23 protein-coding genes are annotated in these 22,157 nt (G+C 67.1%); 10 read left to right on the forward strand and 13 right to left on the reverse strand.

Features of this window, described 5'->3' with window-relative positions; all coding sequences use genetic code 11:
• Positions 1-85: 85 nt before the first annotated feature.
• Positions 86-1,591 carry a MocR-like pyridoxine biosynthesis transcription factor PdxR gene (pdxR, locus tag AC3WUT_RS19890; RefSeq protein WP_492348842.1) on the reverse strand — a complete coding sequence of 502 codons (1,506 nt, stop codon included), beginning with the start codon at positions 1,589-1,591 and terminating at the stop codon, positions 86-88.
• Positions 1,592-1,804: 213 nt separating this feature from the next.
• On the opposite strand from pdxR, the gene AC3WUT_RS19895 reads away from it, so the two are divergent.
• Entirely contained in the window at positions 1,805-2,401 is a 597-nt protein-coding gene (locus AC3WUT_RS19895) for a GNAT family N-acetyltransferase (RefSeq protein WP_492348816.1), read from the forward strand.
• 39 nt (positions 2,402-2,440) lie between these two features.
• On the opposite strand, the gene AC3WUT_RS19900 is transcribed toward AC3WUT_RS19895, so the two are convergent.
• The gene (locus AC3WUT_RS19900) at positions 2,441-3,097 is read right to left on the reverse strand and encodes a YitT family protein (protein ID WP_492348817.1); all 657 of its coding nucleotides are present in this window, start codon (positions 3,095-3,097) and stop codon (positions 2,441-2,443) included.
• 217 nt (positions 3,098-3,314) lie between these two features.
• Between AC3WUT_RS19900 and AC3WUT_RS19905 the strand changes: the two genes are divergently transcribed.
• From AC3WUT_RS19905 to AC3WUT_RS19920, 4 genes are all read left to right on the forward strand, one after another.
• Complete coding sequence (locus AC3WUT_RS19905; protein WP_492348818.1) at positions 3,315-3,899, forward strand: nucleotidyltransferase family protein; 585 nt, start codon at positions 3,315-3,317, stop codon at positions 3,897-3,899.
• Positions 3,900-4,022: 123 nt separating this feature from the next.
• Complete coding sequence (locus tag AC3WUT_RS19910; RefSeq protein WP_492348819.1) at positions 4,023-5,981, forward strand: DUF47 domain-containing protein; 1,959 nt, start codon at positions 4,023-4,025, stop codon at positions 5,979-5,981.
• Positions 5,978-7,606, forward strand: a complete 1,629-nt coding sequence (locus AC3WUT_RS19915; RefSeq protein WP_492348820.1) for a PEP/pyruvate-binding domain-containing protein — start codon at positions 5,978-5,980, stop codon at positions 7,604-7,606. The genes AC3WUT_RS19910 and AC3WUT_RS19915 overlap by 4 nt, the downstream gene beginning before the upstream one ends.
• Before the next feature lie 61 nt (positions 7,607-7,667).
• Positions 7,668-8,186 (forward strand): C40 family peptidase, encoded by a 519-nt coding sequence (locus tag AC3WUT_RS19920; RefSeq protein ID WP_492348821.1) that lies wholly within the window; start codon positions 7,668-7,670, stop codon positions 8,184-8,186.
• A gap of 31 nt (positions 8,187-8,217) precedes the next feature.
• On the opposite strand, the gene AC3WUT_RS19925 is transcribed toward AC3WUT_RS19920, so the two are convergent.
• Genes AC3WUT_RS19925 through AC3WUT_RS19935 form a run of 3 tightly spaced genes read right to left on the reverse strand, consistent with a single transcriptional unit; the run spans position 8,218 to position 10,792 of the window.
• A complete protein-coding gene (locus tag AC3WUT_RS19925; protein WP_492348822.1) occupies positions 8,218-8,631 on the reverse strand; it encodes an RNA-binding S4 domain-containing protein in 414 nt (137 codons plus the stop codon).
• Complete coding sequence (locus AC3WUT_RS19930) at positions 8,628-10,115, reverse strand: sensor histidine kinase (protein ID WP_492348823.1); 1,488 nt, start codon at positions 10,113-10,115, stop codon at positions 8,628-8,630. The genes AC3WUT_RS19925 and AC3WUT_RS19930 overlap by 4 nt, the downstream gene beginning before the upstream one ends.
• Positions 10,112-10,792: a response regulator gene (locus AC3WUT_RS19935; RefSeq protein ID WP_492348824.1), complete on the reverse strand. Its 681-nt coding sequence runs from the start codon at positions 10,790-10,792 to the stop codon at positions 10,112-10,114. The genes AC3WUT_RS19930 and AC3WUT_RS19935 overlap by 4 nt, the downstream gene beginning before the upstream one ends.
• A 154-nt stretch (positions 10,793-10,946) precedes the next feature.
• On the opposite strand from AC3WUT_RS19935, the gene AC3WUT_RS19940 reads away from it, so the two are divergent.
• The 3 genes from AC3WUT_RS19940 to AC3WUT_RS19950 all read left to right on the forward strand — a co-directional run bounded on the left by AC3WUT_RS19940 (position 10,947) and on the right by AC3WUT_RS19950 (position 14,757).
• Positions 10,947-12,008, forward strand: coding sequence for a porin (locus AC3WUT_RS19940; protein ID WP_492348825.1), 1,062 nt, complete (start codon positions 10,947-10,949; stop codon positions 12,006-12,008).
• 115 nt (positions 12,009-12,123) lie between these two features.
• Positions 12,124-13,086, forward strand: a complete 963-nt coding sequence (locus tag AC3WUT_RS19945) for a tripartite tricarboxylate transporter substrate binding protein (protein ID WP_492348843.1) — start codon at positions 12,124-12,126, stop codon at positions 13,084-13,086.
• A gap of 108 nt (positions 13,087-13,194) precedes the next feature.
• Positions 13,195-14,757 (forward strand): sigma-54 interaction domain-containing protein, encoded by a 1,563-nt coding sequence (locus AC3WUT_RS19950; RefSeq protein ID WP_492348844.1) that lies wholly within the window; start codon positions 13,195-13,197, stop codon positions 14,755-14,757.
• A gap of 33 nt (positions 14,758-14,790) precedes the next feature.
• Here the strand turns inward: AC3WUT_RS19950 and AC3WUT_RS19955 are convergent, their stop codons facing one another.
• The 7 genes from AC3WUT_RS19955 to AC3WUT_RS19985 form a co-directional block, all read right to left on the reverse strand.
• Positions 14,791-15,069 (reverse strand): DUF2164 domain-containing protein, encoded by a 279-nt coding sequence (locus tag AC3WUT_RS19955; RefSeq protein ID WP_492348826.1) that lies wholly within the window; start codon positions 15,067-15,069, stop codon positions 14,791-14,793.
• A gap of 63 nt (positions 15,070-15,132) precedes the next feature.
• Positions 15,133-16,305, reverse strand: coding sequence for a helix-turn-helix domain-containing protein (locus AC3WUT_RS19960; protein ID WP_492348827.1), 1,173 nt, complete (start codon positions 16,303-16,305; stop codon positions 15,133-15,135).
• A gap of 89 nt (positions 16,306-16,394) precedes the next feature.
• Positions 16,395-16,808, reverse strand: a complete 414-nt coding sequence (locus AC3WUT_RS19965) for a VOC family protein (RefSeq protein ID WP_492348828.1) — start codon at positions 16,806-16,808, stop codon at positions 16,395-16,397.
• Between the two features lie 165 nt (positions 16,809-16,973).
• Positions 16,974-17,723 carry an ArsR/SmtB family transcription factor gene (locus AC3WUT_RS19970; protein ID WP_492348829.1) on the reverse strand — a complete coding sequence of 250 codons (750 nt, stop codon included), beginning with the start codon at positions 17,721-17,723 and terminating at the stop codon, positions 16,974-16,976.
• Positions 17,684-18,055 carry an antibiotic biosynthesis monooxygenase family protein gene (locus tag AC3WUT_RS19975; protein ID WP_492348830.1) on the reverse strand — a complete coding sequence of 124 codons (372 nt, stop codon included), beginning with the start codon at positions 18,053-18,055 and terminating at the stop codon, positions 17,684-17,686. The genes AC3WUT_RS19970 and AC3WUT_RS19975 overlap by 40 nt, the downstream gene beginning before the upstream one ends.
• Complete coding sequence (locus AC3WUT_RS19980; protein WP_492348831.1) at positions 18,052-18,402, reverse strand: NIPSNAP family protein; 351 nt, start codon at positions 18,400-18,402, stop codon at positions 18,052-18,054. Before AC3WUT_RS19980 ends, AC3WUT_RS19975 begins: the two co-directional genes overlap by 4 nt.
• Positions 18,403-18,603: 201 nt before the next feature.
• Positions 18,604-19,617 carry an alpha/beta hydrolase gene (locus AC3WUT_RS19985; protein ID WP_492348832.1) on the reverse strand — a complete coding sequence of 338 codons (1,014 nt, stop codon included), beginning with the start codon at positions 19,615-19,617 and terminating at the stop codon, positions 18,604-18,606.
• Positions 19,618-19,750: 133 nt separating this feature from the next.
• Here AC3WUT_RS19985 and AC3WUT_RS19990 point away from each other — a divergent pair, with 133 nt between their 5' ends.
• Entirely contained in the window at positions 19,751-20,605 is an 855-nt protein-coding gene (locus AC3WUT_RS19990) for a cupin domain-containing protein (RefSeq protein WP_492348833.1), read from the forward strand.
• Between the two features lie 172 nt (positions 20,606-20,777).
• Here the strand turns inward: AC3WUT_RS19990 and AC3WUT_RS19995 are convergent, their stop codons facing one another.
• Positions 20,778-21,356: a TetR/AcrR family transcriptional regulator gene (locus AC3WUT_RS19995; protein ID WP_492348834.1), complete on the reverse strand. Its 579-nt coding sequence runs from the start codon at positions 21,354-21,356 to the stop codon at positions 20,778-20,780.
• Between the two features lie 85 nt (positions 21,357-21,441).
• Here AC3WUT_RS19995 and AC3WUT_RS20000 point away from each other — a divergent pair, with 85 nt between their 5' ends.
• Positions 21,442-21,909, forward strand: a complete 468-nt coding sequence (locus tag AC3WUT_RS20000; protein ID WP_492348835.1) for a nuclear transport factor 2 family protein — start codon at positions 21,442-21,444, stop codon at positions 21,907-21,909.
• The last annotated feature ends 248 nt before the right edge of the window (positions 21,910-22,157 follow it).

Raw genomic sequence — 22,157 nt, forward strand, 5'->3', positions numbered from 1 at the left:
ATGCGCGGTGGCCGGGGCGCAACGATTATCCCGGGGTGATGGGCGGCCTTGACACGATCTCGCAGGCTTTTCTGCGGGGCTGCGTTCACAGCGCCCGCATCAGCCCGGACAAGCGCTGGATCAGCGGTGCAAACAGCTCGGACGAGGTGTTGCCATAGCCCAGCACCAGCCCGTTGTCGCTGGGCCCGGGCGGCAGGGCGAAGCCCGACAGCGCCGAAGGGGCCATGCCGTGTTGGCGCGCCTGCTCGGCCACCCCCTGATCGGGCCAGGCCGACCCGAAGCGCACGCACAGGTGCAGGCCGCATTGGCCACCCTCGATCTGGTGCGGCACGGCCAGGTGCTGCTGCAAGGCCTGGCGCAGTGCGCTCTGGCGGCTGCGGTACAGGCGGCGCATGCGCCCCAGGTGGCGGGCGAATTCGCCGCTTTCCATGAACTGCGCCAGCGCCAGCTGGCTGTGGCGCTGGCCGCCGCGAAGCAGCTCGCCCAGCGGCCCCTGCAGGCTTGGCAGCAAGACCTCGGGCAGCACCAGAAAACCGAGGCGCAGCGAGGGGAACAGCGTCTTGCTGAAGGTGCCCACATACAGCACCGGGGCCTGGGGCACCAGGCCCTGCATGGCGCCGATCGACTCGCCGGCGTGGCGGAACTCGCTGTCGTAGTCGTCCTCGATCAGCCAGCAGCCGTGGCGGCGGGCGTCCTCCATCAGCTGCAGACGCCTGGACGCGCTCAGCACGGCGCCGGTCGGGTATTGGTGCGAGGGCGTCACGTAGATCAGGCGGGGCGGGTGCAAGGCCCAGTCTTGCGCCGTGGCGCACAGGCCCTCGCGGTCCACGGGCAGCGGGTGCAGCGTCAGGTCAGCGGCGCGCAAGGCGGCCTTGGCGCCCCGGTAACCCGGGTTCTCCACCCAGGCCCGGTCGCCGGGGTTGCTCAGCAGGCGTGCGCACAGCGACAGGGCCTCCTGGGCGCCTTCGGTGATCACCACCTGATCGGGGCTGCAGCGCACGCCCCGCGCCACGCTGAGGTGGCGCGCCACGGCAGCGCGCAGCGCGGGCTCGCCCAGGGGCTCGCCATAGGCCAGGGCACCGGGGCCGGCCTGGGTGATGGCCCGGTCCAGCGCGCGGCGCCAGGCCGCCAGCGGAAAGTGCGCCAAGGCCGGTACGCCGGGCCGCAGCGGCAGGCCGAACTGGGTGCCGGCCCCGGTGGGCAGGATCTGGGTCTGGCGTTGGGCCAGGTGTTGGTTCGGGTGGGGTGTCAGGGCAGGGCTTGCATCTCGCCGCTCCGGCACGTCCGGCAAGTTCGGCAGCGTCGCCGCCTGCCTCGACCTGGTACTGCCGGGCCGGGCCAGGGTGGCCACCCGGGTGCCCTGCCGGTCGGGCCGCAGGTAGCCCTCCGCGCTGAGCTGTTCGTAGGCCGCGATGACGGTGTTGCGCGACACGCCCAGGCCCTCGGCCAAGGCGCGTGAGCCCGGCAGGCGGCTGCCCGGGGCCAGGCGGCCCGCCAGGATGGCCTCTTGCAGGCGGCGGTGCAACTGGCGTTGCAGCGGCTCGGCATCGGCGCCGCGTTGCAGGGTGGCTTCCAGCAGCACCTGGGGCATCAGCAGGGCGGGGCAGGGCGACGATGAGGGCATGGATCTCCGCAGGGCTGAAACGCAGGCCCTGAATGGGCCAGTCGTGGCTCTGTTAAATCTGTTTGGCGTGGTACTTTTTAAGGTGCCACATCGGGGCTACTGTAGCGTACCCGCTGGTGCTCTTCTGGTGCCGGTCGGGCTTTTCAACACGGCAATTTGCCCCTCACAAGGAACCCCGCCATGGCCCTCTGGCCCGCCCCGATCACGCTCCAAGGCAGCACCTGCTCGCTGGAACCCTTGCACCCCGACCACCACGACGAACAGGTGGCTGCCACCCTGGACGGCGAGCTCTGGAAGCTCTGGTACACCGCGGTGCCCAGCCCCGAAGGCATGGCCGCCGAGATCCAGCGCCGGCTCGACCTGCAGGCCAGGGGCTCGATGCTGCCCTTCACCACCCGCGATGCCAGCGGCCGGGTCGCGGGCATGACCAGCTTCATGAACATCGATGCGGTGAATCGCCGCGTCGAGATCGGCTCGACCTGGACCCGGGCCTCGGCCCAGCGCGGGCCGTTCAACACCGAGTGCAAGCTGCTGTTGCTGGGCCATGCCTTCGAGGCACTGGACTGCATCGCGGTCGAGTTCCGCACGCACTTCTTCAACCAGCAAAGCCGGCGCGCCATCGAGCGCCTGGGCGCCAAGTTGGACGGCGTGTTGCGCAGCCACCAGCGCGCCGCCAACGGCACCTTGCGCGACACCTGCGTCTACAGCATCACCCAGGCCGAGTGGCCCACGGTCAAGGCCCATCTGCGCTGGCAACTCGACAAACCCCGGGCCTGAGCAACCCGGGCCTGAGAGAGCCCTGGCCTGCTGACGGCCTCAGCCCCCGGCGTAGCGGCCGGGGCGGTGGCTGATCCACAGAAACACGCCCATCACCACCGCGGCCAGCACCGAGTAGGCCACGCGCTCCAGCGGTACCACCCACAGGGCTGCCAGCAGCACGCTGCAATCGATCAGCAACTGCACCTTGCCGGCGCGCAGGCCATAGCGCTGCTGGGCATGCAGTGCCACGATGGTGGCCCCGCCCAGGCTGGATTTGTGGCGGGCCAGAAACAGGCAGCCCGTGCCCAGCAGCAGCCCGCCCAGCACCGCAGCGAACAGCGGGTGCAGGTAGTCCACCCGCATGACGTGCGGAAACAACTCGGTCAGCAGCGACAGCAGCGCCACCGAGCAGAAGGTCTTGAGCGTGAACTCGCGGCCCATGCGGGTCCAGGCAAACCAATAAAAGGGCAGGTTCACCACGAAGAACAGCTTGCCGAAGGACAGGCCCGTGGCGTAGTGCAACAAAAAGCTGATGCCGGCCGTGCCCCCGATCAGCAAACCCGCCTGGTTGAACAGCATCAGGGCCATGGCCACGAACAGCGTGCCGGCAAACAAGGCCTGGGCATCTTCGAAAGTGCCGTGGCGCAGGGGCACAGGCAGGGGGGTGGACAGGGCGTCGGGCGCCAGGGTCGAGGTGGACGATGAGGGTGTCATGGCAGTGTCGGGTCGGCAGCTATCGGGTGGACAGTGCACGCAGGGAGGCGCCAGGCCCCTTATGGGGGTCACGGCATCAAGCCGCCTATTGTCGCCGGAATGCGTGAAATACCTAGTAGAAACCCTAGCATTTGCCGTGCCTGAACCGTTCCTCAGTCGGCGGCTTGTGAGGCCCCGGCTTGGTGCATGATGGCCCGCCGTCCTGACCGCCCTCACCATGTCTTCCGCCCACCATCCCACCCTGAACCCCGCCCGTCTGGTCGAGCTGGCTCTGGCCAACCCGGTCAATGCCGAGCTGATGCGGCGCCTGCCGGCGCTCGACCTGCCCCAGGGGCACCTCACGGCGGGTTGCCTGTTCCAGGCCGTGTGGAATGCGCGCAGCGGCCGTGCACCGGGCTGGGGCGTGAAGGATTACGACCTGTTCTATTTCGACGACAGCGACCTGTCCTGGGCCGCCGAAGACGCCGTGATCCAGCGCGTGCAGGCCGCGGTGGCCGATCTGGGCGTGGTGGTCGAGGTGCGCAACCAGGCCCGGGTGCACCTGTGGTACCCGCAGCGCTTCGGTCTGGACTATCCGCCCCTGCGCGATTGCCGTGAGGGCATCGGCCGCTACCTGATCGCCTGCACCTGTGTCGGGCTGGACCTGGGCTCGGGCGAGCTGCATGCCCCCGATGGCTTGCAAGACCTGGCCGCCGGGCACCTGCGCATCAACCCGCGCTGGGCGCAGCCCGCGCTGTTCGCCGCCAAGGCCGCCAGCTACCAGGCCCGCTGGCCCTGGCTGACGGTACTGCCCCCGACCTGAGCCGGGGCGGGCGCTTGATCTGGCGCAAATTCGGCGCCGCCTGCTTTCATGGATCCGTCATGCGCGCTGCCCAGACTGGGCTGCATCGGCATGGATCGGTCTGAGCCGGCATCAAGGAACCCCATGGACAAGACATTGGCAGTGGCATCGTTGGGGCAGCAGCGTCTGTTGCTGCCGGTGTGGGTCAAGGCAGCGCTGGCGGCCAACGACCGTTTGAAGTTCTACCTATCCACCCTGCAGGCCGCCAGCCAGCATGCCGATCACCCGCGTGAGCCCGCGCTGGACCTGAGCCGTGAGCTGGCGGCCGCCGGCCTGGGTGGCGAGACCTGGCTGCTGGACCTGCCCGGCGGCGCCAGCCGGGTGGATGGGCAACTGATGCTGCCCGAACTGGAGCGCCTGCGCGACGCCCTGCACGAAGACCTGGGCCTGATGGCCCGCCCGGTGCTGGCCCAGGCCGAACCGGCTGCGGCCGTGTCGCCGGCCCGGGTGCAGCATTGGCTGGACACCCTGGCCGCCTTGCAGGGCGTGCGCCTGGAGGCCCTGCAATTGCGCCGCCTCACCCATGGCCAGCGCCAGGGCGGGCCCGAGGACGACAGCCTGCACCTGCTGGTGATGGACCTGCACAAGGCCATCAATCAGCTGGTGCCCCAGATGGCCAGCGAGCTGATGGCTGGCGCCCATGTCTGGCAGCTGGACGAGGCCGATCGCCCCCTGGTGCAGGCCTTCATGCGCGGCCTGCGCCGCACGGCCCCGCTCAAGTTCGATCACCCGGGTCTGGAGACGGCCGCCACCCGCGATGGCGCCCGCCTGCTGCTGCAAAACGACATCGGCACCAACGATGCCCATGTGCTGGTGATCCAGGTGCAGGAGCTGACCATCACGCTCACCTACTCTGACCTGCATCTGCGCCGCTTTGGCTTCTTTCAGGCCTTGCTGGCGCCGTTGGGCGCCAACTGGTCGGTGGTGGAAAGCCGCACCGAGGCCCAGCTCAACCAGGGGCAGGCCTACACCGTGGGCACCGCCACCTTCGCCTGTGCCGACCTGGCCCATCTGCAGGCCACCCTGGAGGGCCTGGGCGCCCGCATCGTGTTTTTGATCGACTGGAACCGGGCGCGCAAGCGACTGCTGAATTTCGTCAGCAAGCCGGCGGCAGAACAGCTGCTGCGCGCCGCGGCCGAGCAGGAGCTGGGCCACATGGCCTGGCTGCGCGCCGGGGGCGAGCGCCTGATTTTTGGTGCCATGCAGACCGTGGGCGAGGGCGTCTTTCGCCTGGGCGACCGGCTTGACGAGGTGCTGGGCCCCGACCAGGCCAGTGCCTTTCTGCTGGACGTGATGCGCCTGGCCACCGAGGCCTCGCTGCATGGCCAAAGCCCCTCGCTGGTGGCCGACGAGGCCCGATTGCTGCTGGCCCGGCAGATGCAGCGCCGCAGCGCCGGCTTTGATCTGCTTGACGAGCACGCCGCCTATTGCCAGGCCCTGGCCCAGGCCGTCAGTGATGCCCTGGACCACGGCCGCGACGGCCTGCAGGCCCAGGCGACCGAACTGGCCGCCCGGGCCAAGACCTGGGAGCGCCAGGCCGACCAACTGGTGATGCAGGCCCGTGAGCAGGCCGAACGCCAGCCCCGCTGGCAGGCGGTGTCGCGTCTGCTGGTGCTCAGCGACGACGTGGCCGATGCGCTCGAAGAGGCCGCCTTCCTCATCAGCCTGATGGCCGACCACCACCAGAAGGGCTGGAACCACGGGGTGCGCCAGGCCTTGGCGGCCCTGGCCCAGGTGGTGCAGCAGGCCACCCAGGACCACGTCAAGGCCTTGGCCATCGCCCGCAACCTGGGCAGTGACAGCGATCGCCAGGACCAGGATGAGTTTCTGACCGCCTCCTGGGCCGTGCTGCATGCCGAGCGCCGGTGCGACGACCTGCTGCGGCAGGCGCGGCGTGTGCTGCTGGCCGAGCTGCAGGATGCCGCCTCGCTGATGCTGGCCAACGACCTGGCCCAGACCCTGGAGCTGGCCTCTGACCGGCTGCTGGCCGCCGGCTACGGCCTGCGTGAGCTGGCGTTCAACCAGTCCGGGGTGCAGGCATGAGTGCGGGGGACGAGCTGTTCCTGATCGGCTGCCGTGCAGACGATGCAGCTGATTCAGCCGCGCTGGCTGGCGCTGAACGCATCGGTTTCAAGGCCTGGAACCTGGCCCGCATGGCCGCGCTCGGCCTGCCCGTGCCACCGGCCTTTGTGTTGGGCACGGCCTGGTGCGCCGATCCAGAGCGGCGCCGCCGCGCCAGTCAGGCTGCCACCTGGGGGCCGGGTCTGCAGGCCTTGCAGAGCGGGCTGGCCAGCCCGCTGCGCTTTGGCGATGCGCGCCGCCCACTGCTGCTGTCGGTGCGCTCCGGCGCGCCGGTGTCCATGCCCGGCATGATGGAGACCCTGCTCAACATCGGCCTGTGCGATGCCACCGTGCCCGGCCTGCTGCGCCAGACCGGGCAGCCCCGCCTGGTGTGGGATGCCTACCGCCGGCTGGTGGCCAGCTATGGCGAGGTGGTGGCCGGCCTGGATGCGGCCCTGTTCGAGCCCGCCGCCGCCGGCCTGGGCGGTCAGCGCGATGAACGCGAGCTGGATTTTGCCGAGCTGCGTGAGCTGACCCGGCATCACCTGCAGGCCTTTGCCCGCGCGGCTGGCCGCCCTTTTCCGCAAGACCCCCGGCAGCAATTGGCCGAGGCCATTGGCGCCGTGCTGGCCTCGTGGCAGGCCCCCAAGGCGTTTGAGTACCGGCGCCTGCACCAGTTGCCCGACAGCTTGGGCACGGCGGTCACGGTGCAGGCCATGGTGTTCGGCAATGCAGGAGGGCGTTCGGGGGCGGGCGTGGGCTTCACCCGCGACCCCTCGAGTGGTGAGCCCCAGCCGTGGGTGGATTTTCTGTTCGACGCGCAGGGCGAAGACGTGGTCTCGGGCCGGCGCAGCGCCCCCGGCCACGAGGCCCTGGCCAGGGTGCTGCCCGAGTGCTGGGCCCAGTTGGTGCAGGCCACCCACACCCTGGAGCAGCACCTGGGTGACATGCAGGATTTCGAGTTCACCGTGCAGGAAGGCCGCCTCTACCTGCTGCAGACCCGCAGCGGCAAGCGCTCGGCCTACGCCACGGCCCGCATCGCGCTCGACATGCTCGATGAGGGCTTGATCACGGCCGATGAGGCGCTGCGGCGCACCACCGGGCTGGGCCCCGAGCAGTTGAGCCAGCGCCGGGTGCTGGCCGCCGATGGCCAGGCCCTGACGCCCGCGGCGGTGGCCGCCAGCGCCAGCCCGGGGGTGGTCAGCGGTGCGCTGGCCCTGGACGACGCCGCAGCCCGCAGCCTGGTGGCGCAGGGCCGGCCCGTGGTGCTGGTGCGCCGCGATGCCGAAACCAGTGACATCGCCACCCTGGAGCTGGCGCTGGGCCTGCTGACCCAGCGCGGTGCCCGCACCTCGCACGCCGCGGTGGTGGCGCGGCAGATGGGCAAGGTGTGCCTGGTGGGCTGTGAGGCGCTGCAGATCGACCTGGGCGCGCGCCGCATCGAACTGGGCCCGGTCACCCTGCACGAAGGCGACGCCGTGTCGCTGGATGGCCATCTGGGCCAGGTCTACGCGGGGGCGGTGCAGACCCGCGATGAACTGCCCCAAGCCCTGCTGCAGCGGCTGGACAGGTTGCGGGGGGCTGGCAATCCGGGCGCAGGCGGCTAGTATTCGGGCAGAGCCAGGACGCAGTCGCCTGCTGCCCGCCACCCGTTGCCCAACCTCCACCATGACCCTGAGCCCCCCTCGACTTCCGCGTGCCTGCTGGGCTTTCTTTCTTGCGCTGCCCTGGCTGCTGCTGGCAGGCTGCTCCAGTGCTCCGCCGCGCCAGCCTGCCGACCCACTGTCTACCGTGGCCGTGCCGGCCGCCTTGTCCGAAGAGCAGAGCCAGGCTGTCACCGTCTATGCACTGGGCCTGGTCGGCACACCGTACCGCTATGGCGGCAACACGCCTGATTCGGGTTTTGACTGCAGCGGCCTGATCCGCCATGTCTACGGCCTGCAGGCGGGCCTGCCGGCACCGCGCACGGTGGCGCAGCTGCAGGGCTGGGGTCATGCGGTGCCCATCGAGGCCTTGCGCACCGGCGACCTGGTGCTGTTCTCGAAGGGCGGGGCGCCGTCGCATGCGGGCATCTATGTGGGCGAGGGGCGCTTTGTGCATGCCCCGTCCACTGGTGGCCAGGTGCGGCTGGACCGCCTCAAGTCGGGCTACTGGGCGCAGCAGCAGGTGGCGATCCGCCGGCCTTGAGCCGGGGCCGGCGCGTCAGGGCCTCAGGGCCTCAGATTGACGCCGACCAGCGGTCGTTCCAGTCGCGGTTGGCTTCGATCTGGCGGCGATCGCGTTTGGTGGGGCGGCCCTCCTGCAGGCTGGCGGCCGGCTCGGGGGCCAGGCGCCGCTGCTCCTGGGCCCGTTCACGCGTGGCGATGCTTTCGGGGGTTTCCTGGTACAGCTGCTGGGCCACCGGGGCGGGGCCCCGCTGGGCACTCAGGCCCATCACCACCACCGTGCGGTGGATGGGGCCCTGGCGCAGGTCCACCGTGTCGCCGCAGCGCAGCTCGCGCGAGGGTTTGGCGTTGGCGCCATTCACCGAGACTCGGCCTTTGCCGATCTCTTCCACCGCGAGGCTGCGGGTCTTGTAGAAGCGGGCGGACCAAAGCCATTTGTCCAGCCGCAGGGAGGCAAGTTCGCTCATGGCGTGATTTTGCCTTGATCCGGCCCCCCCCTGGGTGCACCGGGCTGGGCCAGCGGCAGCCGCACGCAGGCGTCCAGCCCGGCCACGCGCTCGCCGGGCCCTCCCACCTCGCCGTCCTGGCGATTGAGCAGGGCAATGCGACCGCCCAGGGCACGCACGATTTCATGGCAGATGGTCAGGCCCAGGCCCGAGCCCCCGGGCACATCGCCGGTCCAGAAGGGCTGAAACAGGCGCTCGCGCTGGGCGCTGCTGATGCCCGGGCCCTGGTCGCTGACAGTCAGCGTCGCCTGGCCTTCGTCGACCCGCAGGGTGATCTGCAGGCGGGCGCCGTCCGGGCTGTGGCGGATGGCGTTGTGCAGCAGGTTGCGCACCAGCTCGCGCAGCATCCAGTCGTGGGCCAGCACGCACAGCGGCTCGTCTTGCAGCTCAAAGTCGAGGTTGCGCTCGGCCACCAGGGGGGACAGGTCCAGCGCCACCTCGCGCACCACGTGTGACAGGTCCAGGGCCTGGGTGTCGGTCTGCTGGCGCAACTGCTCCACCTTGGCCAGGGCCAGCATCTGGTTGGCCAACTGGGTGGCCCGTTCCACGGTGGCGTTGATTTCGACCAGGGCGGTCTGGGCATCGACATCGCCGCGCAGGGCCGATTGCACCTGGACCTTGAGCACCGCCAGCGGCGTGCGCAACTGGTGCGAGGTGTCGCGCACAAAGCGCTTCTGGTGGTCCAGCAGGTTCTGCAGCCGCCCCATGAGCTGGTTGGTGGCGTCGATCAGCGGCAGCAGTTCGCGCGGGGCGTCGGGGGCCCGGATGCGCGTCAGCTCGCCTTCGGGGCGCTGCTGCAGCTCGGCACTGATGCGGCGCACCGGCCGGGTGGCGCGCTGCACCACGGCAATGACGATCACGATGACCCCGGCCACCAGCAGGCCCTGGCGCAGCAGCGAGGCGATCATGATGTCGCCCACCAGGGTCTGGCGCAGGCCCAGGGTCTCGGCCACCTGCACCATGGCCATGCCGCGCCCATGCTCGCTGACCACCGGTTGCAGCAGCACCGCCACGCGCACCGGGTCTCCTCGGTAAAAGTCGTCGTAGAAATCAACCAGCGCCGAGTAGGGGCTGGGCGGCAGGCCTTTGCCGGGCCAGGGGGGCAGGGCCTCGAAGCCACCCACCCAGTCGCCGTTCATGTCTGACACCCGATAAAACATGCGGCTGCGCAGGTCGGTTTCGAAGGCCTCCAGTGCGGCGTGCGGCACGCTCACCTGCAGCTTGGCCTGGGCGTCGTAGCCTTCGACCGTGAGCAGCTCGCCGATCGATTTGGCCGAGGCCAGCAGGGTGCGGTCGTAGGCGGTCTGCACCGCCTGCCGGGTGTCGATGTAGAGGGTGAGGCTGTTGATCAGCACATACACCCCGATGGGCAGCAGCAGGCCCAACAGCAGGTAGCGGCGCAGCGACAGGCGGGTGGGGCGCGGGCCGGGGTGTGCCGGGCTCATGGTGCGGCCTTCAGCAGGTAGCCAAGGCCGCGCAGCGTCATCAGGTTGACCTGGGCCTGGTTGAGCTTTTTGCGCAGGCGGTACACCACCACCTCGATGGCTTCGATCTGCACCGAGTCGTCGCCCGGAAACACCAGGGCGAACAGGCGCTCTTTGCTGACGGCGTGGCCGGGCCGGCTCATCAAGGCCTGCAGCAGGGTCTGTTCACGCGGGGTCAGGTCCAGCACCTCGTCGCCGAGGTAGAAGGCGCCGTTTTCTTTGTCGAACTCCAGGTCGCCCAGGCGCTGGCGGCTGGGGGGCGCGCTTTGGTCGACCGGCTGCAGGCGGCGGTACAGGGCGCGCAGCCGGGCTTCCAGTTCGTCCAGGTCGAAGGGCTTGGCCAGGTAGTCGTCGGCCCCGCTGTTGAGGCCGATCACGCGGTCGCCCACGGTGCCGCGCGCGGTCAGGATCAGCACCGGGGTGCGCAGCCCGGCGCGGCGGGCGCGTTCCAGCACATGCAGGCCGTCGAGCCCGGGCAGGCTCAGGTCCAGCACCACCACATCGGGCTGGCGTTGCAGCCACAGGTCCAGCGCGGCCGCCCCGTCGGCACAGATGCTGACCTCGATGCCATGCCTTGACAAGGCACGTTGCAGCGCGGTCTGCATGGAGCGGTCATCTTCGATCAGCAGGAGTTGCATGCGGGCACCGGTTGGCAGCAGGCCAGGTCTTTCTGGTCCGGGGCACGATCATAAACAGAGGGCGGCTGGCTCTTGGACAGCCGATTGACAGCTGCGATTTCTACGATCGCGCGGCAGTCCTCCAAGACGCATAGCCCCATAGGAGACATTTGAAATGAACAAAACAACCCTGGCCCTGGCGGCCGCTGCCCTGTTGGCCACCACGGGCGCCAGCGCCCAATCGGTCGAGATCTTCGGCCTGATCGATTCCGGTTACCTGCGCGTGAACAGCGACGGCAACGGCTCCCTCAGCAAAGCCAACAGCGACGGCAACCTGTCCAGCCGCCTGGGCTTTCGCGGCTCGGAAGACCTGGGCGCCGGCCTGAAGGCCAGCTTCTGGCTGGAAGCCGCCCTCAACCCCACCGATGGCAGTGCCGGCACCACCAGCACCACCAACCAGCCCGGTGGCTCGGCCGGCGGCGGCGGTCTGGCCTTTGGCCGTCGCTCCACCGTCAGCCTCAGCAACCAACTGGGCGAGCTGCGCGTGGGTCGCGACTACACACCGGGCTTCTGGAACCTCTCCGCCTTCAGCCCCTTCGGCACCAACGGCATCGGCTCCACCGGCTTTCTGTTCTACCCGGTGCCCAGCGCGGCGCGCATCACCCACGTGCGGGCCTCCAACTCGGTGGGTTACTTCCTGCCCAAGCTGGGTGGCTTCTATGGCCAAGCCATGGTGGCCTCCGGCAACAACCCGTCCACCGCGGGCGCCAAGAGCGACGACGGCAACGTGACCGGCTTGCGCCTGGGCTACGAAGCTGGGCCTTTCAACATCGCCCTGGCCACCAACCGCACCCAGAACGTGTCGATTGGCAACTACAAGCAGAACAACCTGGGTGCCAGCTACGACTTCGGCCCGGTCAAGACCATGGCGCTGTGGGGTGAGAACGTCACCGCCACCACCAAGACCAGCACCAAGTTGATCGGTGCCCAGGTGCCCGTGGGCGCGGGCCAGATCCGCGTGGCCTACTCGACCCTGAGCGCCAAGGGCGTGGCCAACGACGCCAACCACCTGGCCCTGGGCTATGTGCACAACCTGTCCAAGCGCACCGCGGTGTACGGCCACTACGCCCGCATCAGCAACAAGAACAATGGCACGGCCTTTGATCTGGGCCAGGGCGTGACGCGTGCCGGCGGCAGCAGCACCGGTTACGAGTTCGGTATCCGACACACCTTCTGATCGACTTCTCCCCGGCATGGGCCGGGGCACGGTTTCCCTTTCGGAGCGGGCACAATGGTCACGGGCGAGTTGCCGGGATCGTCGGCCCGTCCATGACAGAGCGGGAAACCTCATGATGCGTCGAAGCCATTTCATCCGATCGTTGCCGGGCATGGCCCTGGGCGGCAGCATGGCTGCGGGCGCAGTCCCGGCGCTCGGAGGCCTGCGCATCATGGTGCCAGCCAACCCTGGCGGCGGCTGGGACACCACCGCCCGGGCCTTCGGCAAAGCGCTGCTCGACAGCGGCGGCGCCACCTCTGTCCACTACGACAACAAGGGCGGCGCGGCCGGTGCCATCGGGCTGGCCCAGTTCATCCACACCCGCAAAGCCGACCCGCGGGCACTGCTGATGATGGGCTCGGTCATGCTGGGCGGCATCATCACGACCAAGCCCCCGGTGTCCTTGTCGCAGGCCACGCCGCTCGCCCGCCTGGCCACCGAGTACAACGTTTTCGTGCTGCCAGCGAACTCGCCATTCAAATCGATGACAGAACTGCTGGCGCAGCTGCAGAAGGACCCGGCCAGCGTGAAGTGGGGCGGCGGCTCGCGCGGCTCTACCGAGCACATTGCCGCGGCCTTGATCGCCCGGGCGGTGGGCGTCGATCCGAACCGCCTTCAGTTTTTGCCTTTCCGCGGCGGGGGCGAGGCCACGGCCGCGGTGCTGGGCGGCAATGTCACGGTGGGGGGCAGCGGTTACAGCGAGTTTGCCGAGTCCATCCAGAGCGGGCGCATGCGCGCCATTGCTGTCACCTCACCCCAGCGCCTCAAGGGGCTGGACGTGCCCACCCTCAAGGAGCTGGGCCTGCCGATTGAGATCGGCAACTGGCGCGGTCTGTACGGCGCCCCCGACATCTCGCCGGCCCAGCGCCAGGGCCTGATTGAGCAGATCGTGGCCGCTGCACGCCATCGCAGCTGGCAGGAGATGCTGGACAGGCATGCCTGGACGCCGGCCTTGCTCACGGGGGATGCCTTCAGCCAGTTTGTGGACGACGAGTTCAGCAGCCTGAGGCTCACCCTGATCAAGTCCGGCCTGCTGTGAGCTGCGCCGGCATGGGTTGACCCGCCGCATCCCTGCGACTTGCCGCGCTACCATCGCGCCATGCCAGCGCCATCCCATTCCGAGCCCGCCGAGGCCGCCGAGGCCACCATGGACCCCGTGCCTGTTCCGCCATCCCCCGATGCCTTGCCGCTGGACGGTGACAGCATCCTGGCCTTGGCGGCGCAGTCGATGTTTCACCTGTTTTCGAGCATCAGCCAGGGCATGTTCCTGGTGGACCGCAGCGGGTGCATCGTGTGGGTCAACGAGGGGTATCGGCGCTTTTTGCCGGCCCTGGGTTTTTCGTCGATCGACCAGTTTCTGGGCCACCGTGTCGAGGATGTGATCCACAACACCCAGATGCGCCGCGTGCTGGAGACTGGCGAGCCGATCCTGATCGACCTGCTGACCAACAAGGCCGGCACCTTTGTGGTCAGCCGACTGCCGCTGCGCGACGACGTGGGTGGTGTGATCGGGGCCATCGGCATCGTGCTGTTCGACCACCCCGAGACCACGCTCAAGCCCCTGATCAGCAAGTTTGCCCGTCTGCAGCAAGATCTGGACGACGCCCGCCGCGAGCTGGCCGTGCAGCGCAAACGCCAGCTCAGCGCCCCCGATGGCGAACGCCGCGCCAAGTACACCTTTGCCAGCTTTGTCGGCACCAGTGCCGCGGCGGTGGAGGTCAAACGGCAGGCACGCCGTGCCGCGCAATCGGCCAGCCCGGTGCTGCTGCTGGGCGAGACCGGCACCGGCAAAGAGCTGCTGGCCCACGCCGTGCATGCGGCCTCGTCGCGGGCGAGCGGGCCTTTTGTCAGCGTCAACATCGCCGCCGTGCCCGACACGCTGTTGGAGGCCGAGTTCTTCGGCGTGGCCCCCGGCGCCTACACCGGCGCCGACCGCAAGGGGCGCGACGGCAAGTTTCGGCTGGCCGACGGCGGCACCTTGTTCCTCGACGAGATCGGCGACATGCCCCTGAACCTGCAGGCCAAGCTGCTGCGCGCCCTGCAGGAGGGCGAGATCGAGCCCCTGGGCTCGAACCGCCTGCTGCCCTTTGACGCCCGGGTGATCGCCGCCACCTCGCGCGACCTGCTGGCCCTGGTGCGCGAAGGGCGGTTTCGCGAAGACCTGTACTACCGCATCGGCGTGTTGCCCATCCGTGTGCCCCCGCTGCGCGAGCGCGCCAGCGACATCGTGGCCCTGGTCGAGGTGCTGGGCGAAGACATGGCGCTGCGCAACGGCAGCCCCCCGCCCGAGCTCACCCCCCAGGCCCTGGCCCTGCTGCAGGCCCAGCCCTGGCGCGGCAACATCCGTGAGCTGCGCAACGTGCTGGAGCAGGCGGCCCTGCGCAGCGAGGGCGGGCCGTTGGAGCTGGAGTTGCTCAACCGTGTGCTGCAGGACTCGGGCCTGACCCCGGTGCACCCGGCGCTGGCCAGTTGCTCCCAGACCCCGACACCGTCGGCTGGCATGCCGTCCCTGGGAGGCACCTCGTCGACAGCTGTGCATCAGAGTCAGCGGCCTGCCAGCCTGCGCCCCCTGGCCGAGCAGGTTGCCGAGTTGGAGCAGCAGGCCATCGCGCAAGCCATGCAACATACGGGTGGCAACAAGGTGGCTGCTGCCAGGCTGCTGGGCATCTCGCGCGCCAAGCTCTACGAACGCCTGGGCGAGTCGCGCTGAGCGCTGTGCGCGGAAAAAGACCTGAGCCAGGTCCTAACGACGTCCCTTGTGGCTGGCGCGGCCCTGCTGCTGCCAGTAGGTGAACTCGTCTTCGTGCACCTCCAGGTCCAGCTCCATCACCCGGGCTTGCAGGCGTTCCTGGGCATCGGCCACACCCTGGTTGTAGATCGTTGGCCCGATCTCGGTCAGAAAAAAGCCCAGCAGCGCCCCGGCGGCGATATTGCCGATGGGCTCGTCCATGTTCTCCCTGAAATAGCGCTCAATCGAGGCGATGGCGAGGGTGCGGGCTTCTTTGCTGATGTCGATGGGCATGGGGGTGTCTGTGTCGGGTGGGCTGTCGGGCAGACCGCCATTCGGTAGTAGCGGTTCTTCGCTTCAATCAGCGTGTTGGTGTCCAGCAGATAGGTCATGCGTCGAGTTGTTCAGCCAATTCACGGATCTTGGCGGGCTGAACCCCAGCAACTTGCCCGCCTCACGAAGCAACAGTCGACCGCTGAGCGTCTCGGCGATCACCGCGCGGGCAAACAGGGGGCTGATCTTGGCCACGGCATTTCGGTAGAAATTGCCACCCCCCTTTTCTGCTGCGCGAAAGGCCTCCAGCTCGGCACGGTAGAAGGCCCCATAGCGCTCTGGAGCGATCAGACCCAGATCCATGGCACGCCGAAGGATGACCAGGCGGCTGACATGAAAACGACGTGCCAACTCAGCGACACGGGTGCTCAGGTCTTCTGAGGCCAAGGGCCAAAGCTTGGCAAACAACTCGGAGGGAGCCAGAAACTCGCCGGCCACTGCGTTGCAGAACACCTCTTCGCGACGGGCGTTGCCGGGTGCTGTGTCAGAGACTCCGCTGCTGCCCAGCCAGACATGGGTCAATTCGTGCAGCAGGGTGAACAAGCGCGCCGAGGGAGCATCGCTGCTGTTGATGAAGACCACAGGGGCCAGCGGATGGCTGATGGCAAAGCCCCGAAACTCGGCGACATCCAGCTTGCGGCGGGTGTTGTTGCCAACGATGCCACTGCGCATGACCAGGATGCCGGCATCCTCTGCCGCTTTGATCAGAAGGCGGTGATAGGGCTCCCAGTGGCCGACCTGGGGTTCTGGTGCCAGTTTGAGGGTCGAGCGGATGTCTTGCGCAACCTGCACCACGTTCGACTGGGTGCTGAAACGCCCTACATACGGCAGCTGCGCAGCCCCTTGCTCTTGCAGGAACTCCACGTACCAGGCTTGCCGCTGCAAGGCTCGACGAACCGTCTCCATGAGGTTGACGCTGGGCTTGCCAACCAGCATGCCACCCGGGGTGCGCAGGTCGGGCAGCAGCGGCTCATCGATCGGGGCCTGCCTCAGGAACAGGTAACCGAAGGGGGCATGCAAGCTGCTGGCAATCTGCTGCGCCTGTTTGAAGGTCGGTTGCCACTCCCCATCTTCCCAGCGCTGAAACTGTTCGGGCGCGACGCCAGCGGTCTGGGCCGTCGCGCTGACATCCAGGCCGACGCGATCACGCGCCCAGCGGAGCATCGCCGGGTTGATCAGAGCGTGTGGATGGGCCATCCAAAGATTCTAAGCAGCCAGACATCACGCCGCAGCCCTTGCAAAGCCCTGAGGCCTGCTGGCCATCGGAGGCTGCCGCCAGCATGCCCTCATTCGGGCAGGTGGCACACGGCTTCGATGTTGTTGCCCTCGGGGTCGATCACAAAGGCGCCGTAGTAGTGGGGGTGGTAGTCGGGGCGCAGGCCCGGCGCGCCGTTGTCGCGCCCACCCGCGGCCAGTGCGGCGTGGTAGAAGGCATCGACCTGGGCGCGGTTGGCCGCGCGCCAGGCCAGGTGGCAGCCCGTGGTGGCCGGCGCGCCACCATAGGGCGAGGGGCCATCGATGAACCACACGTCGGTCTTCTTGCCCTCAGGCTCGTGGGGGTCGGGGTAGGCAAAGCCCAGAATGTTCATGCCAAAGTTGCCCTCAAAACTCAGGCTGTAGCCCAAGGGGGCGAGGGCGGCGCTGTAAAACGCCTTGGCACGCGCGATATCGGTCACGCGGAAGGTCATGTGGTCGATCATGGTGGCTCCTTGACTGTTGTTTGTTCACATTGAACTGTATAAATGTACAGTTCAATGTGGAGAGTGTGCAAGGGCCAAGATCAGGAATTGGGGGGCAGCAGCAGAGCTGTAAGCCGCCGTTTGCCGACCGCCCTCGGCGGCTGCACCAAAGCTTCTCAAAGCCCCTCAAAGCGCATTCACCAGCGGCAGCAGATCTGCCAGGTGCTGCCGCCCCAGCGGCGTGAGCTGCAAGGCCCGCTCGCCGGGGTGGCGGCGCAGCCAGCCCTTGTCGAGGCATTGCGCCAGCAAGGCCTTGGGCAGCAGGCCGGCCAGGTGGTCGCGCCGCTCTGACCAATCCAGGCAGCGGTAGGCCAGGCGCGGGCGGCTGGTGGCCTGGGCCCTGGCCAAGCCCCTCAACTCAAAGCCAAGTTCCCCCAGCCCATCCTGCCCCAGGGTCGTGAGGTGGTAGGCATCGCCCACCGGCGCCAGCCATTGCCTGGCCAACAGCTCAGAAAACAGCGCCACCCCCAGCTGCCCCGCCAGGTGCCCGTAGCAGCAGCGGGCAAAGCGCAGGCGCTGGCGCGCGGGGTTGGCCCAGGTGGCCTGGTGGGTGTGGCGCTCGGCGATCAGGGCCATGGCCTCCAGGGCGTGGGCCACCTCGTCGTCTTTCAGGCGAAAGTAACGGTGCCGCCCGCGCTGCTCGCACACGATCAGATCAGCCTCCACCAGCTTGCCCAGGTGCCCGCTGGCGGTGGCGGGCGAAACCGACGCCGCCCGGGCCAACTCGCCCGCGCTGGCGTAATCACCCGCCAGCAAATAGCACAGCATGCGCGCCCGGGTAGCGTCCGCAATGATGGCGGCCACACTGGCCAGGCGAGGCTCAAACGGCGTTGCGTTCATGGGGTGGGGCAGGGGCTGGGCGGGGGCAGCAGACAAGCATTGGCGTCTGCCGGTGCCTCGCTGCGCTGGCTCAAAGTGTAGTCTCGCAGCACCTGCGCCACCCGGATGCGGTAGTCGGCAAACACCGCAGCGCGCCCCTCGGCCTGCCCCGCCCGGTGCTGGCCGTGCTGGCGCCAGGCCTGCACGGCCGCCTCGTCGCGCCAGAAGCTCAGCGACAGATACTCGCCCGGGTCGGAAAGGCTTTGGTACCGCGCCACCGACACAAAGCCATCGATGCGCTCAAGCTGCTCGCGCAGCGCCGCTGCAATGTCGAAATACCGCGCCGCCTGCCCCGCCAGCGGCCGCACCTCGAAAATCACCGCGATCATGCCGCTCCCTCCAACCACCCCGTGGGCGCCCGCAGGTAGCTGCTGTCGACCACCTCGGGAAAGGTGCGCTCCTCTTTCAAGATGAAGCGCTCGCGCTGCGCAAACGCAAAATTGGCCACGGCCTCAGCGTCTTCACGCAAGCGCTGCCGATAGGCCTCGTAGGCCGCCAGGCTGCTGAACGAGACCAGCCCCCAGGCCTCGACATTGCTGCCCTCATGCGGCAAAAAGTAGCCCAGCAAATGCCCGCCCAAGCGCGGAATGATGCGTGCCCAGTGGTCGGCATAGGCCTTGAACAGGTCTTTTTTGAAAGGGTCGATCTCGTAACGGATGAAGCAGGTGAGGGTCATGTGCAAACGCCTGGGTGGGTTGGTGATGACCAGGAGTTTGGGTGGGGGAGGGGGGTGGATGGTTTGGTGGGTGGCGAAGTGTTGGAGGGGGGCGACTACCGAGGAAGCCTCGGCGGTTCAGATCGCGGGGGGCCGCGACAGGGTCAGTGGCTGCGCCCAAACCCAACACAGTCAAGTTGGGCAGGGGCGCAGCCACTTCGCTCAGCGAAGACGCGCCTTCAGCTCCTCGCTGGCTTGATGCAGGGCGGCACGGGTGGCCGGCACGTCGGCCAGCACGTTGAGCAAGCCGAAATCGTGAATCATGCCGTTGTAGCGGGTGGCCACCACACTGACGCCGGCAGCATCGAGCTTGCGTGCGTAAGCTTCGCCCTCATCACGCAGGACATCTTTTTCGGCCGTCTGGATCAGAGTCGGCGGAAGGCCTTTGAGCTGCTCTGGCGCGGCCAGCAGCGGCGAAGCATAGATTTCCTGGCGCTGCTTAGGGTCGGTCGTGTAGGCATCCCAGAACCACTTCATCATCCCCTTGGTTAGAAAGTGGCCGTTGGCGAATTCGTCGTAAGACGCGTTCTCGAAATTGGCATGGGTGACCGGCCAGAACAGCACCTGCGAACGCAGCGTGGGCGCCCCTTTGGCCTTCGCCATGAGCGCCACGACCGTCGCCATGTTGCCGCCTACGCAGTTGCCAACAATGGCCAGCCGATTTCCATCCACGTTGATCTGTGCTCCGTTGTCGGCCACCCATTGGGTGGCGGCGTAGATTTCATTGATGGCTACCGGATAGCGAGCCTCAGGCGAAGGGGTGTAGTTCACGAAGACCCCCACTGCACCGGAGTCGGCCACCAGATCGCGAACGAAGCGCTCGTGTGTCGGGAAGTCACCGAGGATCCAGCCACCGCCATGCACGAAGACGAACGCAGGCAGCACGCCCTTGGCGCCTGCTGGGCGGACGATGTTCAGCACCACCGGCTTGCCGTCGACGGCAATCGTCTTCTCGCTGACCTCGGCGGCCGGCAGCTTTGCTCCTTTTTGGGCGCCCACAAGCACCTGTCTGGCATCAGCAGGCGACAGCGTCTCCAGAGGCTGGCCACCGCCTTTTGCCAAGGCTTCGAGGAAGGCCTGGGTGCTGTGTTCGACACCGGGACTCCCTGCTGCCAAGGACAGCGTGGACGCCAATGCCAGAGCGGACGCGGCAACGATCTTGTGTGCGAATTTCATAGGGCTCTTCCTTGAGTCAATGGCTTGAAAGTTGAGTGGTCAGAGTTGCCAAACGGCAGGAGCAACTTTATGGCTTGGGCCTGTACTAAAGGTGATGTAAAGTACTGATAAATTGATTTGGAGTACATTTCTGATGGACGAATGCACTGACCGCCTGGGTTCGTTGCTGAACCATTTCCCGGTGCGAACGCGCATGTTCCATTCGGGCGCTTTGTGTGGCATCACTGAGTTCCCAACCCAGCAGGGAGGAGGTCAGATACATCTCATCCGCAGCGGCGAGTTGGAGGTGATCTACCCCGGGCGTGCGCCGCAGCGGGTCAGTGTTCCCAGTCTGCTGCTTTATCCCCGCCGGACCTCAAGGCGCTTTGTCACCGATGCCCAGTGCGGAGCGGTCTTGGTCTGTGCAGAACTCCAATTCGACGGCGGAGACTCCAATCCTGTGTCGAGTGCGTTGCCTGACGTCATTTGCATCGCGCTGGCCGACATCGACGGCGCCGACCAAGTTCTGACCCTGCTGTTCGACGAGGCGTTCGGCCACAACTGCGGTCGGCAGGTGCTGATCGACAGTCTGTTCGAAGTCGTGTTGATCCAGGTGTTGCGACACCTGATGGAGACCGGGCAGGTCAACGGAGGCTTGATGGCTGGTTTGTCCCATCCCCGCCTTCGCAAGGCACTGGTGGCGATGCACGAGCGTCCGGGGCATGAATGGTCGTTGGAAGCGCTCGCTGGCATCTCGGTGATGTCGCGTACCGCGTTTGCCGACAGTTTTCGCAAAACCGTCGGCTGTACGCCCGGCGCGTATCTGCAGGCATGGCGCATCAGGCTGGCACAGCAGGCATTGCGCCAGGGCCGGCAGATGAAGGCCATCGCCATCGATGTCGGTTACGGCAGCGAAGCCGCGCTCTCGCGTGCGTTCAAGGCCCAATGTGGGCTGACATCGCGAGAGTGGCGAAACGCTGCGCTTTCGAACAGCGGCGACGCTCGCTGACACGGGCTTGGCGGATCAACTCGCCAGCAACGGCGCCTCGACCGGGGTGTCACAGCAAATCACCCAACCTCTTCAAGACCCGGTGCGCTTCACCTTCCCGGTACCACCGAAGCCATGCAGGCTGCCCGAAGCACCGAAAATCGCAGGGCCTTTCAGACAGACCCAGAGGCTGTCAGCGAGAGCTCCTGAGCAAGATCCCTTCAACCGACGCCTTGAAGTTCTCCATCACCTCGTCGATGGGCTGGCCCATCTGGGCATGGACGATGGCACCGTCGACCACCAAAGCCAGCAAGCGCCCCACGGGCACGGCATCGCCATCAAAGACCTTGTCCAACACAGAGGACATGTCCTGCTTGTGTTGACGCACCGTCTCCAAAATTTTCGCGTCTGACGATCCCAGCTCAGCAGCAGCATTCAGAAACGCGCACCCCCTGAAGTCGGGGCTGCTGAACCAATCCCTCAACGTGCTCACCAGGGCGTCCACGGGCGACAAGCCTGCACCTCTGGCCTGCTCCAGGCTTGTTTGAAACCAGGAGATCCACTTCTCGTGACGGAAGTCGAGGTAGGCCCGAATCAAATCGTCTTTGCTCGCGTACTGGCGATAGAAGGTGAGCTTGCTGACTGGCGCCTGTTCGATGATCTTGTCGATACCCGTTGCCCGTATGCCCTCCTTGTAGAAGAGCGCGTGGGCCGCGACCAGGATGCGCTCGCGCGAAGGCAGCAGGTCTGGAGATTCTTTTTCAGATTTCATACTTGGATTGTAGACAGGTCGTACTACATTGATTAACATCGCCCATGTAGACAGATTGTTCTACATACCAATTGGAGGTCTCACCATGGAAACTCGTCCCCCACTGCCCCCGTTCACACGCGAAACGGCCATTCAGAAGGTCCGTTTGGCTGAAGACGGCTGGAACTCGCGCGATGCCGCCAAGGTTGCAACGGCATACACCCTGGATACCAAGTGGCGCAACCGCGCCGAGTTCGCCAACAACCGGGCCGAGGCCCAAGCCTTTCTTGAGCGCAAGTGGAACAAGGAGCTCGACTACAGACTCATCAAGGAGCTGTGGGCGTTCGACGGCAATCGCATCGCCGTTCGATATGCCTACGAGTGGCACGACGATGCAGGGAACTGGTACCGGTCGTACGGCAACGAGAACTGGGAATTCGAAGCTGACGGGCTCATGCGCCGTCGCTACGCCTGCGTCAATGACCTGCCCATCAAGGAGTCTGACCGGAAGTTCCATTGGCCGCTGGGCCGTCGTCCCGACGATCATCCCGGCCTCAGTGATCTGGGCCTGTGAGCTGACTCGATCATCTGAGGAGGGACTGGTGGGGACGGTCTGAGCGCGTCAGCGTGCTACGCCTATCCTCCGGCAAAGCCGACATGTGGCTGCTGTCGACCACCTCGGGATAGGTGCGCCGCCCCTTCAAGATAAAGCGCTCGCGCTGCGCAAACGCCAAATTGGCCAAGGCCTCCGGAGTTCGACACGTTTTGCCTCATTTGGCCTGTTTTAGGCACCCTGGCCTATATGAATCAACGGCTTATCTG

It is taken from the genome of Curvibacter sp. EU05-FHT14A10 (assembly GCF_058791075.1).